Origin of the sequence: Candidatus Clostridium stratigraminis (genome assembly GCF_045310675.1) — a bacterium.
In the GTDB taxonomy this organism is placed as follows: domain Bacteria; phylum Bacillota; class Clostridia; order Clostridiales; family Clostridiaceae; genus Clostridium_AT; species Clostridium_AT stratigraminis.
On sequence record NZ_JBJHZZ010000003.1, the window covers coordinates 214,288 to 229,409 of the forward strand.

General features: G+C 34.3%; 14 protein-coding genes. 4 read left to right on the plus strand and 10 right to left on the minus strand.

Annotated features, from left to right (window positions below; translation table 11 throughout):
- Positions 1-287: 287 nt before the first annotated feature.
- Positions 288-2,498, plus strand: coding sequence for an immune inhibitor A domain-containing protein (locus ACJDUG_RS07720; RefSeq protein WP_406769317.1), 2,211 nt, complete (start codon positions 288-290; stop codon positions 2,496-2,498).
- A gap of 123 nt (positions 2,499-2,621) precedes the next feature.
- Here ACJDUG_RS07720 and gndA read toward each other — a convergent pair whose 3' ends face one another.
- Together gndA and ACJDUG_RS07730 are read right to left on the minus strand one after the other, a co-directional pair.
- On the minus strand, positions 2,622-4,031 hold the full coding sequence (gene gndA, locus ACJDUG_RS07725; RefSeq protein ID WP_406769318.1) for an NADP-dependent phosphogluconate dehydrogenase: 1,410 nt from the start codon (positions 4,029-4,031) through the stop codon (positions 2,622-2,624).
- 210 nt (positions 4,032-4,241) lie between these two features.
- On the minus strand, positions 4,242-6,878 hold the full coding sequence (locus ACJDUG_RS07730) for an NYN domain-containing protein (protein ID WP_406769319.1): 2,637 nt from the start codon (positions 6,876-6,878) through the stop codon (positions 4,242-4,244).
- A 220-nt stretch (positions 6,879-7,098) separates the two neighbouring features.
- Here ACJDUG_RS07730 and ACJDUG_RS07735 point away from each other — a divergent pair, with 220 nt between their 5' ends.
- From ACJDUG_RS07735 to ACJDUG_RS07745, 3 genes are read left to right on the plus strand one after another with little or no spacing between them, the layout of a single operon-like run.
- On the plus strand, positions 7,099-7,467 hold the full coding sequence (locus tag ACJDUG_RS07735; protein WP_406769320.1) for a GntR family transcriptional regulator: 369 nt from the start codon (positions 7,099-7,101) through the stop codon (positions 7,465-7,467).
- Positions 7,467-8,165, plus strand: a complete 699-nt coding sequence (locus ACJDUG_RS07740) for an ABC transporter ATP-binding protein (protein WP_406769321.1) — start codon at positions 7,467-7,469, stop codon at positions 8,163-8,165. The genes ACJDUG_RS07735 and ACJDUG_RS07740 overlap by 1 nt, the downstream gene beginning before the upstream one ends.
- Positions 8,159-8,968: a hypothetical protein gene (locus ACJDUG_RS07745; RefSeq protein WP_406769322.1), complete on the plus strand. Its 810-nt coding sequence runs from the start codon at positions 8,159-8,161 to the stop codon at positions 8,966-8,968. Before ACJDUG_RS07740 ends, ACJDUG_RS07745 begins: the two co-directional genes overlap by 7 nt.
- Positions 8,969-9,087: 119 nt before the next feature.
- Here ACJDUG_RS07745 and ACJDUG_RS07750 read toward each other — a convergent pair whose 3' ends face one another.
- From ACJDUG_RS07750 to ACJDUG_RS07785, 8 genes are all read right to left on the minus strand, one after another.
- Positions 9,088-10,512, minus strand: a complete 1,425-nt coding sequence (locus ACJDUG_RS07750) for a DNA/RNA non-specific endonuclease (RefSeq protein WP_406769323.1) — start codon at positions 10,510-10,512, stop codon at positions 9,088-9,090.
- 207 nt (positions 10,513-10,719) lie between these two features.
- A complete protein-coding gene (locus tag ACJDUG_RS07755; RefSeq protein ID WP_406769324.1) occupies positions 10,720-11,088 on the minus strand; it encodes a DUF1634 domain-containing protein in 369 nt (122 codons plus the stop codon).
- A 23-nt stretch (positions 11,089-11,111) separates the two neighbouring features.
- Positions 11,112-11,945, minus strand: coding sequence for a sulfite exporter TauE/SafE family protein (locus tag ACJDUG_RS07760; RefSeq protein WP_406769325.1), 834 nt, complete (start codon positions 11,943-11,945; stop codon positions 11,112-11,114).
- 15 nt (positions 11,946-11,960) lie between these two features.
- A complete protein-coding gene (locus ACJDUG_RS07765; RefSeq protein ID WP_406769326.1) occupies positions 11,961-13,154 on the minus strand; it encodes an ROK family protein in 1,194 nt (397 codons plus the stop codon).
- Positions 13,155-13,391: 237 nt separating this feature from the next.
- Complete coding sequence (locus tag ACJDUG_RS07770) at positions 13,392-13,781, minus strand: rhodanese-like domain-containing protein (protein ID WP_406769327.1); 390 nt, start codon at positions 13,779-13,781, stop codon at positions 13,392-13,394.
- Between the two features lie 26 nt (positions 13,782-13,807).
- Positions 13,808-14,128 (minus strand): rhodanese-like domain-containing protein, encoded by a 321-nt coding sequence (locus ACJDUG_RS07775; RefSeq protein ID WP_406769328.1) that lies wholly within the window; start codon positions 14,126-14,128, stop codon positions 13,808-13,810.
- 191 nt (positions 14,129-14,319) lie between these two features.
- Entirely contained in the window at positions 14,320-14,646 is a 327-nt protein-coding gene (locus ACJDUG_RS07780) for a thioredoxin family protein (RefSeq protein ID WP_406769329.1), read from the minus strand.
- A gap of 33 nt (positions 14,647-14,679) precedes the next feature.
- Positions 14,680-14,964: an ArsR/SmtB family transcription factor gene (locus ACJDUG_RS07785; protein ID WP_406769330.1), complete on the minus strand. Its 285-nt coding sequence runs from the start codon at positions 14,962-14,964 to the stop codon at positions 14,680-14,682.
- Between the last annotated feature and the right edge of the window lie 158 nt (positions 14,965-15,122).

Here is a 15,122-nt window from a genome sequence, read left to right on the forward strand (position 1 = left end):
TTAATCACTTATATTTTAACCAAGTTCAAAAAATTACAATAATTATAAATGCTATTGTAAGCTATTTATCAAAAATATTAAGCTGCTGCCTTTTGAATATTTTCATTTTTATTTTCTTAGGTACTAGTACTAAAGCTTCCAGCTAGTACGCTGAACCAGTTTAATAAATCAAATAAGTAATAAGTCATATGAATGCCATTAGAACCATATAATTAACATAAAAGGGGGTGTAATAGTAAATATAATAGTCAATGAGCATAATTCTGTAAAAGGTGGGGGGTATTAAAATGAAGTTAAGAAATCTTCGTATATTGGCAATTGCAGCAACAATGACCTTAGGTTTAACAACAATTGCCAATGCTGAACCGAAAGTTGATGGAAGTATTAATAAAGACCCGGGCTTTATACAAAAAGAGGATAACCGCCCCGATCCATTAACTACAAAACAACTTGAGTTAAAAGAACAAGCTCTTAATGCGAAACTTAATGGTAAGGCAAAAGGCAAAACTCACGAAGTAGCAAAAGGCCAATATGTTGAATTGGAGCGTACTGGTGAAGGCGCTATTTGGACTGTACTAGGAGAATTTCAAGATCTTAAGCATAACACTATTCCTAAACCAGACCGTAATGCTGACAATTCAACAATCTGGACATCTGATTTTAGCAAAGATTATTATATGAATATGCTGTTCAATGATACATCAGGCGCAAACTCCATGAGCAACTTTTATAAAGAACAATCATCCAATAGCTATACTGTCAATGGAGATGTTACTGACTGGATTTTAGTTCCAGGTAATGCGGCCAATTATGATGACAATGCCAGCAATGATATTTGGAAATTCCTACAGGATGAGGTTAATGGATGGTATAAACAACAAAAGGATGCAGGCAAGACTGATGCAGAGTTAAATGCATACCTTAGTCAATTTGATAAAAGAGACCGTTACGATTATGATGGTGACGGAAACTTTAATGAACCAGATGGTTATATAGATACCTTCCAATCTGTACATGCCGGCGAGGGTGAAGAAGCTGGCGCACCACCTTGGACAATATGGAGTCACAGCTGGTATGCTTATCAAAATTTGGCCGGAATTGCAGGTCCTTCTTTCAATAAGCTTGGTGGTATCCAGATTGGAAATAGTAATTACTGGGTTGGAAAATATACTGTTCAGCCTGAGAACGGTGGAGTAGGAGTATTTACTCATGAGTACGGCCATGATCTTGGCCTTCCTGACCTATACGACACTAGTGGTGGTGAAAATAGTACTGCTTTCTGGACACTTATGTCCTCAGGCTCCTGGCTGAGCGATGGTACTCAAGATATTGGTTCTTTGCCAAGCCACATGGGTGCATGGGAAAAATACCAAATGGGCTGGTTAAATTATGAGGTAGCAGATCCTTCAAAAAATAATTCAGCATTCCGATTGGGGCCTGTAGAGTTCAACACCAAACAAGCTCAGGCTGTGATTGTTCCACTTCCAAAGAAATCAGTATCTTTGAAGATCAGTTCGCCTTATGCTGGTTCTAATTTTTACTACAGCGGCCAAGGTGATAACTTGGACAATTTTATGTATAAGTCCCTCAATTTACCTTCAGGCGCAGCCCTCAATGCTAAAGTAAAGTATGATATTGAGAAAGATTGGGATTATGCTTATCTTGTTTACTCAACAGATAACGGAACTACATGGAAGAGCCTAGAAACTAACCGCTCTTCAAACATAGATCCTAACGGTCAGAACAAGGGCTTTGGCATTACAGGCTCCTCCAGCAATCAATGGGTTGATTTGACTGCTAATCTTCCATCTGGCAATATCCTTCTTGGCTTCCGCTACTGGACAGATGCAAATACTGGAGGAAACGGCTTAATGGTTGATGACATAAAAATTACCTCTTTAGCAACAGATGGTGCAGAATCAGAAGCTGGCTGGACATTTAAGGGTTTCAAAGTTTCCACTGGTACCGAAAATAAACTTTATGATAACTACTACATTGCAGAGTACAGGACTTACAAAGGCTATGATTCCTCGCTGCAGACTGGCCCATATTTCTTTGGATATACCAGTGAGAAGGCAAACTATGTTGACCATTTCCCTTATCAGGATGGTCTCCTTATAAACTATTGGGATACTTCTCAAAAGAATAATAACACAAAGCAACATCCTGGAGCAGGCTTGATTCTTCCTATCGATTCACATTACAAAGCAGTTACAAACGTTAATGGTGCTGTATGGCGTAATAGAGTTCAGTCCTATGATGCTACATTTTCACTTTATCCAACAGACAAACTTAATCTACATGTCGGTAATATTTTGTCACCTATTCTCAGCCAACCAGCAGTCAAGGTATTTGACGATAGTATCCAATACTGGGATTCCGCTAATCCACAAGGAAGCGTAAAAAACCCAAATACTGGTACCATTATTCAAGTACGCCAACAGAATGATGGGAATCAACCACCTTTCATGGAAATACAGGTGCGCTTTGCAAAATAACACATCATTAAATTTTTAATCATACTGAAAAAAAGCCTATGCTTTAAATTTAGTTTTAGCATAAGCTTTTTTTCTTAAATCATATGTCGGCCATTATTTAAGATATTTATTTTTTTTCACCAGTTACTCAAGCCAATTAGTGTGAAAAACACCCTGTCGATCTATTCTCTCATAAGTATGTGCTCCAAAATAATCGCGCTGTGCCTGTAATAAATTAGCTGGTAAAACCGCTGTACGGTAACTGTCATAATATGATAAAGCAGATGCAAAACATGGAACAGGAACACCCAATTGCACTGACTGAGCAACAACGTCCCGGAGGGCTTGCTGATAGTTTTCAATAATTTCTTTGAAATATGGATCCAGCAGCAGATTTTTTAAACCTGGCTCCCTGTCATATGCATCTTTGATACGTTGTAAAAATTGAGCCCTAATAATACAGCCACCGCGGAAAATCATAGCTATATCACCATACTTAAGATTCCAATTATAAGCTTCAGAAGCTGCCCTCATTTGTGCAAAGCCTTGGGCATATGAGCAAATCTTACTCATATATAAAGCCTTTCGAAGGTCTTCAATAAAGATCTTATTATCACCTGAAAAAGGTTTTTCTGCTGGCCCCTTAAGGATTTTGCTTGCAGCTGTGCGTTCTTCTTTCATTGCAGAAATAAAACGAGCAAAGACTGATTCAGTAATCAGTGAAAGAGGAATACCAAGATCAAGGGCATTCTGACTAGCCCACTTGCCTGTTCCCTTTTGCCCAGCAGTGTCTAGAATCATATCAATAAGTGGCTTCCCAGTTTCATCATCTTTTTTTGAAAAAATATTAGACGTAATTTCAATAAGGTAACTATCTAACTCTCCTTTATTCCATTCAGAAAATACTTCATGAATCTTCTCTGCATCTAAACCCAGCACTTGCTTTAGTAGAAAATATGCCTCACCGATTATCTGCATATCACCGTATTCAATACCGTTATGAACCATTTTTACATAATGCCCAGCACCATCAGGGCCAATATAAGTTGTGCAGGGATCACCGTTTACTTTTGCAGAAATATCTTTAAATATCGGAGCAATCAAATCATAAGCTTCCTTCTGTCCACCTGGCATGATGGAAGGACCCTTTAAAGCCCCTTCTTCTCCACCTGAAACACCTGTACCTATAAAGTGAAAGCCCAGCTCACTTAATTCTTTATTACGTCGCTGTGTATCAGCAAAGAAAGTATTTCCTCCATCAATTAATATATCGCCTTTATCCAAATAAGGAATTAATTGCTCAATGGTAGCATCTGTGGGAGCACCTGCCTTCACCATCATCATTATTTTGCGTGGTTTCTCTAGAAAATTTACAAACTCTTCTACAGAATATGTACCTGTAATATTTCGGCCCTTTGTTTCATGAGCAAGCTGCTCAGTCTTTTCTTTGGAACGGTTGTATACTGATACAGTATATCCTCTAGACTCTATATTCATGGCTAGGTTTTTACCCATAACAGCTAAACCAATTATACCAAACTGTTGTTTTGTCATTTTTGCAATCCTCCTTTAAGGCATTTCATTATTCTCCTTTTATCTTTTATATTTTCTCTTCTAAGTCTATTTTATATTATTTTTTTATTTATTAGAGTTATATTTTATAAATAAGGAAGTCATAAAAACAAATGAATTCTATTAAGTCTTTCATCAAGCATTTTATCTCATAATCCTACGCTTTAATGTAATAACTCATAAGTCATGTGGCTACCATTCTAATTTTTTCATATGTTGTTTTTCTTCTATAGGCAATGAATCTATCAAATAATTATGGTTTTCTCCTTGCATTTTCTCATATTCCTGCTTTATGTTTTCATTAGCCCTTTTCATCTCATTCTTAAGTTCCCTTGCGGATAAAAGATACGAACCTGCTCCCCTGATAATTACCTGCTGCAGGCCGTCAGAGGTTGCAACTGTAATGCTGTATTTTTTTTGATTATCATGTGCAAATTTCTCAATATACTGATCAGCAGTTTGTGCTTCTTTCGTATATACCATATGAATATTATGATAGTCGATAAGTTCCTCAATATGACCTTTAACACGATAAGCATCAAAAACAGCAATTATATGACAATTCCTAATACCTTGATAATTGCTTAATAAATCAAGCAATTTCATCCTGGCAATCTCCATATTCTCATCTGCAAGTTCTTTAAGCTCTGGCCATGCATAGATTATGTTGTAGCCATCCACAAGAAGATATTCCTCCTTAGGTTCTGTCTGTTCACTGATATGGCTAATTGGTTCAGAATAACCTTTATGAACTGGATGACTTCTTTTCCAAGCAGATTTCTTTCCTTTGTTAGCATAAAAGGTCTTACTTATAATTTCATCAATCTCCTCTAGGCTTATTAACTGTTCCTTATTATATATACTCTGGTTTTTAACTGCCGCTTCCTCTAGTTCATCTTTCTTTTGAAAATAGCTTTCAACATGCATATGGTCCTTAACTTCATCCCAATTTACTATAAAGCTTGCTCCATGTGTACAAAATACGGAACCCGTTGGATTTACTAGGTCTCTTTCCGAGTCATATCCTATACTTTCAATTACCTCTTCAGTATTATGACATGATTCATAGCCTTTTAAACTGCAAAAAAGTCTCCCAAGACCCTTGGTATAAGCTACCACCTCTTTATGATAATTTTTCATAGTAATAACAGGAGCACTTCCTACAAGGATTGCCATATCATCATTTGTCTGTTTTATTTCGCAGGTCCCATTCATTTTCTCGATATCAGTCATAGCTCTTCCAACCATCTTCTCAGGTAATTCCAGATTGAATGTATAATATGGCTCAAGTAGTATTGACTCTGCTTCCTTTAAACCTTGGCGAAGGGCACGATATGTAGCCTCTCTAAAGTCACCGCCTTCAGTATGCTTAATATGAGCTTTGCCGGAAACTAAAGTAATTTTCATGTCTGTAATTGCTGACCTTGTTAAAACTCCTCTATGAACTTTTTCTTCTAGATGGGTTAAAACAAGTCTCTGCCAGCTTTTAGCGAGCACATCCTCACTGCATTCAGCGGCAAACTTAAGCCCGCTGCCTCTCTCCTCCGGCTCAAGCAGCAGATGAACCTCAGCGTAATGACGCAAGGGTTCAAAGTGACCTACTCCTTCTACCACATTAACAACAGTCTCTTTATATACAATCTTTCCTGCATCAAAGGACACCTGGATATTAAATCGGCTTTGAATAAGACTTTGCAGAATTTCTAGCTGAACTTCTCCCATAATCTGTACCTGAATTTCCTGTAGCTCTTCATCCCAGATAATACGAAGCTCTGGTTCCTCTTCCTCAATCTGACGAAGTTTAGGAAGCATTGCCCTAGGGTCACAGCCTTCTGGTAGAATAATTTGATAAGAGAGAACAGATTCAAGTACTGGCGCAGTTAAAGCTTCCTCAATACCTAAACTCTCCCCAGCCCTAGTTTGATTAAGTCCTGTTACTGCACATACAGTTCCTGCTTCTATCTCATTAACCGTCTGATATTTTTGTCCTGAATATATTCTAATTTGATTAATTTTCTCTTCCCAGCTATTATACCTAAGAGTGTCTCTAACCTTAAGCTTTCCTCCAGTAAGTTTAATATGAGTAAGACGGTTTCCTTGTTCATCTCTTGTTATTTTAAATATCTTTGCTCCAAATTCACTAGGATAAGCAGGAATAATAGAATAATTAACAAGTCCCTGCATAAATTGCTCAATACCTTCTAATTTTAGAGCTGAGCCAAAAAAACTGGGGAATACTTTGCGCTCTATAACAGCTTTTCTTATCTCTATTTCTCCAATTTTGCCTGTTTCCAGATAAGTTTCCATCATTTGCTCATCACACATAGCAAGCTCATCATAAAGGCTATCAGTCTTATCTAGTTCAAACTCAATACAGCCCTCATTTAGCTGCTTTTTTATCTCTTTTATTAGCTTGCCTTTATTCGTTCCTATCTGATCCATTTTATTAACAAATAGAAAAGTAGGTATTTTATTCATATCAAGCAGCCGCCATAAGGTTTTGGTATGACCCTGCACCCCATCAGCTCCGCTTATCACTAAAATAGCATAATCCAGTACTTGTAGTGTTCTCTCCATTTCAGCGGAAAAATCCACATGTCCTGGGGTATCAAGTAAGGTAATCTGAGTATCCCCTAGATTAAAGATGGCCTGCTTAGAGAAAATTGTAATTCCTCTTGCCTTCTCTAACTCATGAGTATCTAAATATGCATCCTTATTATCTACTCTTCCGAGCTTTCCAATTTTACCACTCGTATAAAGCATACTCTCCGATAATGTTGTCTTGCCTGCATCTACATGGGCTAATATTCCAATTATTAGTTTCCTCATAATGTATTTCAAATCCTTCGTTATTAGATGTTTTATATTTCTGTTTTTTATAACTTAACTTCCATATTCTATTAATATCATACTAGTAAGTTTAATATTTTACAATTTTATAATTATATTTTAATTAACTAAAATTATCTATTGACAATATAAAAACAAAATTGTACCATTGTATTAATCACTTAGTACAATAGTACAATTTTTTGAAAGGAGTGATTTTGTGGCTTGGGAGCTAAAATCTGACAGACCTATTTATTTACAGCTAATTGAGCAAATTGAGATTCAAATTTTTTCTGGGATATATGAACCAGGCTCCAGACTACCTTCTGTAAGGGAACTTGCTCAGGAGGCTGGTGTAAACTCAAATACCATGCAAAAGGCCCTATCTATGCTAGAGGAAAATGGACTACTTTATACTAACCGCACAAGTGGAAGATATATAACGGAGGATACTAAAATGATTCAACTGATAAAAGAAAAGTTAGCTAAAGAACAGATATCGGAATTCCTTGAAAAAATGAAGAGCCTTGGTTTTGCTGAAACAGAAATTCTTTCTGCGATTACGTCGATACTTAAGGAGGTAAAATAATGAGTTCTATCTTAACCTGTAATAACCTAAGTAAAGCATTTGGGAATAAAAAAGCTTTGAATAACATTAATTTAGACATAGAGAGAGGAAGAATAATAGGACTTCTAGGACCTAATGGTAGTGGTAAGAGCACCTTTATTAAGCTTTGTAACGAACTTCTCACCCCAACTAGCGGCGAGATTAAAATTATGGGAAAAGTACCAGGAGTAGAAACAAAGAAAGTTGTTTCATACCTTCCCGAGAGAACCTATTTAAACGATTGGATGAAAGTATCTGAAATCATTCAAATGTTTCAGGACTTTTACAAGGATTTCAAAGTAGAAAAAGCTAATGACATGCTGAAGAGATTAAATATTAGTCCTGATGAAAGATTAAAGACATTGTCAAAGGGAACAAAAGAAAAAGTACAACTAATTTTAGTTATGAGCCGAGAAGCAGAGCTATATCTGCTGGATGAGCCTATTGGCGGTGTTGATCCTGCAGCAAGGGACTATATTTTAGATACTATATTAAGAAACTATCGAGAAACCGCAACCATTATATTATCTACCCATCTAATATCTGATATTGAAAAGATCTTAGATGATGTAATTTTTTTAAAGGACGGTCAGGTGGTACTGACTAAGTCAGTAGATGAAATCCGTGCTGAAAACGGAAAATCTATTGACACCTTATTTAGGGAGGTTTTTAAATGTTAAGAAAACTTTTAAAATATGAAATAAAGGCTACAGCTCGTCTGTTTTTACCTCTATATCTAACAATTATAATTTTTGCTGTGATAAATCACTTTTTCCTTGCTAATCCAAATGCAATTGAAAAATCTTTATCTATTTATAATTTGGCTATGTCCATAAGTATGATTGTGTTTGTGTTTTTGATGATAGGCTTGGTGGTAATGACATTATTTGTTCTTATCCAGCGATTCTATAAAAACCTTTTATGCGATGAAGGCTATCTGATGTTTACATTACCAGTTGAATCTTGGAATCATATTTTCTGCAAATTAATCACCTCAATGCTTTGGGTTATGGCCAGCAGTATTGTAGCTTTTGGTTCAATCTTACTAATTTCATCAAATCAAATAAATATTGGGGAGATTCTTAGTAGATTCACAATGTTCTTTAGTCAGGTAAATAATGAAGTTGGTGCATTTTCTTATCTATTTACACTTGAAGGTATAATACTTATACTAATAATCATTGCTTCTTTAATATTAACCATATTTTCTGCAATAGCATTAGGACAACTTTTCAACAAACATAAACTTTTAGCTTCCTTTGGAATGTATATTTTATTGCATACAGTTAGCCAAATAATTCTGGTTCTTTCATCCTATATATTCTTTAAGTCTCCTATATTTAGACCAGAAAGTCCCTTTATGCCAAGCACTACCCTTATAAATGAGATTATGCTCATAACAATCTTCTACTTTGGAGCCTTTGCTGCAGCATATTTCTATTTAACAAATTACCTTCTAAAAAGAAAATTAAATTTAGAGTAAAATATAGGCAAGGAATAATTTTAAATTTAAAGCTAAAGAGGATTCAACCCATACAATTGAATCCTCTTTAATTATTATATAATTAATTCAAATTAAAACAATATTTATAAAGTTATTTGTTAGCTAGTAGGTCCATTATCAACTTTGGTCTCTAATGTATTTTGGATACTAGAAGGTACTGAAGAAAGAAAATCATAGCCGGTAAGTGACTCAATATTATCTACACTAGTTCGATAGTATCCCCATGCTTGACTATTACATGTCTGATCATTTGGCATCAAAACAGCTATTACTCTAGTTGAAGTTGTTACCCTGCTAACATCATTGTTGCCGTTAGGCAGCACTACAATTATCTTCCAGGTCTTTGCAGGTACTACAACACCATTTCCTACAGTGGTTTTGTATCCATTGGATCCGGTGCCTCCGCTTCCGTAACCTCCGGATATGATATATAACTCATTACCAGCCGATACAAGAGTGCGAGCATAGTTTTCTAGATTTGCCCAAGTAATCTGGTTATTATTTGGAGCTTGAGGAAGCATATTATCCATTAGGAAGGTTGCTGAATTGTCGGCAATAGTAGCTGTATGGTCTGCAGATGGGCACATATGTCCCCTATCAAATCCCGAACCCGAAAATTCATCTGCGGCAACTTCATACCAGCCTGCAGGGAGTGAAGTGTCTGGACGGAAATCATCCTGTCTCGGAGCACTTCCAAGATCACCTGAATCCAGATGCCAACTAGTCCAGTTAGGTTCATGTTTATTATTATTATAAGAGAAATCATATTGTGATTTAATCATCAAATAATTATTAGAATCAGATATATTAGTGGTTGCGCCGCTTGGATTCCCTAATGCAATATTTTCATCATCGCCAGTAGGTGGTGGTGTTGATGGTTCCGCTTGGTTTGAGGAATTCTGGGGATTTATGCTACTAGTAATATACAAATCACTTGCATTATTATTAGTGTCCCACCCATTTCCCTGTCCGGCAGCTGTACCGCCGTTGTTATCTTTACGTTCTGCACTTGTAGTATTTGAAAGTGTACCTATAGGAGAAGTTTCTGAAGCATTAGCAGCACCGAAGCCAACAAAATCCACAACATTTGAATCTGTTGGACCAGATACTGCTGCAGTGACTTTTGCCAATGCAACTTTTCCGCTGCTGGCACTTAAGTTTATATTACCTGTAACATCAGCAGTCGGCAGGTTTACAGTCCCGCCTCCACCACTTGCTTCTTGAATTAAATAGTATTTATGAGAGCCAATGCTACCCGACAAATTTGTAATATTGTTAAAGGAACCGGTTGAAGAAGCATACTGAATAGACCATCCGGATAAGTTAATGCTGGAGCTTGTAGGATTATAGAGCTCAATAAAGTCATTTTTGTAAGATGCACCACTGTTCCCACCACCGCCATAAATTTCGCTAATAACTACATGGGTTGTAGCTGCTGCTTTTGTGTGTAGTGTGGGAGAAGTACCTAAGAAGCTGAGAAATAGTACACACACACTTAAAAAAACAGAAATCCTTTTTTTCACATTTTTCACTCCCTTTTTTAATAAGTTTGCTCAAATTATTTTATGTACAATATAATCTTTACTTATCGGAGCAAAAATGCGAAGGTTCATTTTGTTTCTAATTTTAGCACATATACTTTCTCTATATGTTTTTATTACATTAATATTTATATTAATAATGTTTCTTTTTAATGCAATTTTAAAAAAATTCCAATATACCTTTTACCCCTATTCTACTTTACCTAATATTAAACTTATCATAAGTATTATAAATACAGCAGATGTTATTTTAACATATAAAAAATCTTTTTCTTTAATAAATACTAAAATTGATACACCAACTCTAAATACAGGCGTTAGAATTAGTATTATTAGTCCAGTAAGAATTATGGCATATGACTTAAAGACGATTAATCCTTTTATTATTTCTGACGGTGTAGTAGGGAAGTAGTTTCCACTATACCCGCTGTTGCCAGTAACTAAAAATAGTAAAAGTCCAATAAACACAATAAAAGCGCTTAGAAGAACTCCAATTCTAAGAAAATTACTAATGATTATTTCCATCTCTTCTATTTTACTTTCATTTTTGTTTTCCATATAGTTTAAACATCCTTTCTTTATTATTTAGTAAATCCCTTAACTATCATTTGAATTGATACAAATGCAAGTACAGGTATAAATATCATTCGAATAGTTTTACTCTTTAGATTTTGCATTATTTTTGTACCTATTGTGGCACCTACAAGTACACCTAAAGCAACTGATGCGGCTATTTTAGGATCTATATTCCCTCTTAATAGATATACCCCTGCACTTGCAGCAGCAGTAACACCTATCATAAAATTACTTGTTGCACTAGATACTTTTAGTGGTAGTTTCATGAACAAATCCATTGCCATAACCTTAAATATTCCACTTCCAATTCCAAGAAGTCCTGATATTACTCCAGCAACGTACATCATACCAAAACCACCATAAACACCAGCTACGTTATAAGTTACATTTTGTTTTAGTACTTTGTCATAGTATTCACCATTTAGCTTTAACTTCTCTGCTACTGGGTGAGTAACTACATTTTTGGGCAGCTCCTGGCCCTTCTTTTTAAGCATAGCCAAAGCCGAGTAAAGAAGCAGAAAGCCAAATATTATATAAAGGTATTTTGAATTGATTAGACCACTAATAAATGCTCCCGTAATGGCTCCCACTGTTGTAGCAATTTCTAGGAACATTCCTATTCTTACATTGGTTATTTTATCTCTTATATATGCTACAGCTGCTCCACTCGAAGTTGCAATAACAGAAACAATGCTTGCACCTATAGCATATTTTATATCAATTCCAAATAATAAGGTTAATGCGGGTGTAATAATAATGCCACCACCTAATCCTAAAATAGAGCCAAATACTCCTGCTGCAATTGATAAAATTAGTATTTGTAAAGCCATTAAAGTCATTTTTCAATCCCCTTTCTATTGTTGATTTAAGGAATTTTCCACTACTAACGCTGCTGCACCTACAGCCATGGCATATTCCTTAAAAAATCCACCCTTGCTAAATTTTACACTTGCATTTTTTGAATTAACTTTTTTAAGTGCTGTCTCTGTTGAAATCATATAATAAAATTCTGAATTATTTATTATGGGGCCACTTAGTATTATTAACTGAGGATTTAGTAAGTTAATATAATTTGAAAGAGCTGTGCCAAAAACTAGCGCTGCATTTGCAATTACCTCTTTTGAAGTAGTATCTCCATGGCTGCAGGCATTAAATACATCCAAATAAGTAATTTCTTCTAAACTCTTATTTAATAAACTAAGCTTTCCTCTTATTAATTCCCCTTTAAACTCTTTAACTATAGATGGTATAGATGCATAACTTTCTACACAGCCCTTATTTCCACAGTAGCATCTCTTGCCATCTATATCTATAACCATATGTCCAAAAGCATCTTCACGATCATTTATAGTCCTAATTATCCTTCCTGAAGTTATTGTTCCAGTTCTAATACCAACTCCACAATTAATGTAAGCAATATTATCAAAGCCTTTTCCACTGCCATAATAATATTCTGCAAGTACTGCTGCGTTAGCTCCATTATCAATAGTTAAAGGAAGCTTATAAATGTCTTCTAACTCTTTCTTAAAAGAAATCTCATTCCAATTTTCTGCATTAAAATTAATGGGAATAAGCATTATTCCTTTTTCCCTATCTAAAGGTCCTACTAAACTAATACCTATTCCCAATACCTGTTCTTTACTTATACTAAGCTCATTAAAAAGTTTATCGATAACTTCAACAATATGATGTAATATTTTTTTAGAGGAATATCCTTCATCTGCAAAGAATCTGTTTTCTTTTAAAATCTGCATTCTTAAATTTGTGATAACAACTTGGGTGTAAGTTCTGGAAATATCAATTCCAAGGATATAGAACTTAGTGGAATTTACATTATATAATATAGGCTTTCTGCCTCCAGTCGATTCACCAAATGAATCCTCTATAATAAGTTCCTTAGATAATAAATCATTAATAATTCTATTTAAAGTAGTTAATTTAAAATTGGCTAAAAGCTGAATACCTTGCTTACTTAACGGCCCATTTTTTTGAATTATATTAAAGATCTTTTTCCTATCGTATAATAAATTTTCTAAAACTTTAGTCATTCTCACACCTCATTAAAAAAGATTAATAACTACTTATAACCAATTTGGTTATAAGTTATTAAAAAAAATTAATTCATTTATTTCACTTTATGTTAAAACTAATAATTTTAATACTCATATTATAAACTACATAATTAAAAATATCTACCGGAACATTTTCAAACTAAAGTTGTTTTGATAAAATTCTCTATTAATCTTTAATTAAAGGCTGTATCCTATATAGAATACAGCCTTAGTTTATTTCAATCCATATTTCCATCCAATGATTCCATGATTCATATGATATATCTGACTAAAATTATTCTTAAGTAAAACTCTCACAGCTGATGGACTTCTGCCACCAGATGCACAGTGAACTATAACGGGTTTGTCTTTATATTTCTCAAGTTGAGCTAAATTTGAAGTAATATTCGCTACAGGTAAGGACTTGGCTCCTTTAATATGGCCTGATTTAAATTCAGAAGATGTTCTCACATCAAGTATTAGAATATCTTTGTTCTCCTTAATAAGCTCATAGGCTTTTTCAGCTGATATGTTTTTTACATGTTTGTTACCGATAAAAGCAAACTTTTTGTAAAGAAAGTAAAATAATATAACCGCAGCTAATATATAATATGAATTTGACATTCATAAACCTCCTTTAAAATTTAGATTTATCTTTCTAATCTTCCTCTATATCTTCCTGTGCCTCCTAATACATTAACTATATTGAAACCATATTCTTTTAAAATACCACAGGTTCTTGAACTTCTTGCACCAGACTGGCATATAATATGGTATTCTTTTGTTTTATTAAGATATTTTTCAGGCGCTGATAAAATTGTACCCATAGGAATATTTTTTGCTGTTGGTAAATGACCATCCTCATATTCATAAGGCTCCCTAATATCTATTATTTCTGCTTTACCAAATAAATTATCCATCTCATTGACATCGATTGATTCTACTGTGTTTCTTTGCATAAACGAAAACATGTATTTTCCTCCTTCAATATAGCATGTGGTGGCCTTATTGTGCCAGTTTCCACTGGTTAGCCAGCCATTAAAGCTCAATTTGAGCTTTATCTACTCAATATTTATATTAGTAATTTCTTATATACTTATATTATATCTACACCTTTCTTTTGTCAATACTAAAAAATATAATTTAATATTTTATATGGAAATTATTTAAAAAACATATTATAATATCTGTCTATTTTACTGTTTAAGTCTTGTATGCATATATGCCTTGCCTCTCTGATAATCTCCTTGCCTTCAATATACACAAGTACAACGGGGATAGTAAATATATTATAGTATGCCGAAATTTCTAGGGATTTTTCTATATCTATCTTTACACTACTTATCTTAGGATAATTTTTAAGTATTGCTTCAACCTTTGGCTCAACGGCACTGCATACATTGCAGCTATAACTCCCAAAGTATAAAAGTACAAACTGATTATCTTTAACCAATTCTTCTATAGCATCTAACGAACTGATTATATTCATTTAAAATTCATCTCCAAGCTTTATTAATTTGATCTAATTGCAATAATTAGTCCTTAAGGTTTCTATTATATTTATTATTCTCTTATCCTTAATAAAATAAGTAATTGTTAGCCCACTTTTGTTAGAATCCAAAATTCTATTCATCTTGAGCATAGCTAAATGCTGTGATATAGCTGGTTGTGTCAAATTACCTATTTTTTCATGCAACTCGCTTACTGTCATTGGCTTTTCTATTAAATGACATACGATAGCTAATCTATTTTCATTTGAAAGTACCTTTAGCAGCTCAGAGATTTCCTTTAATTTATCTAGCATCATAAGTATTCTTCCTTTCATTTATATATTATTTACTTCTTAAAGACTCTTTATATATTAATATTAATAAAGCAGTTTATATAAGCATTTAATTATGTACTTATGATACTTATATATTTATTATTTGTCAACCTTCTTAATGCCTAGTGTCGCTTTTACCT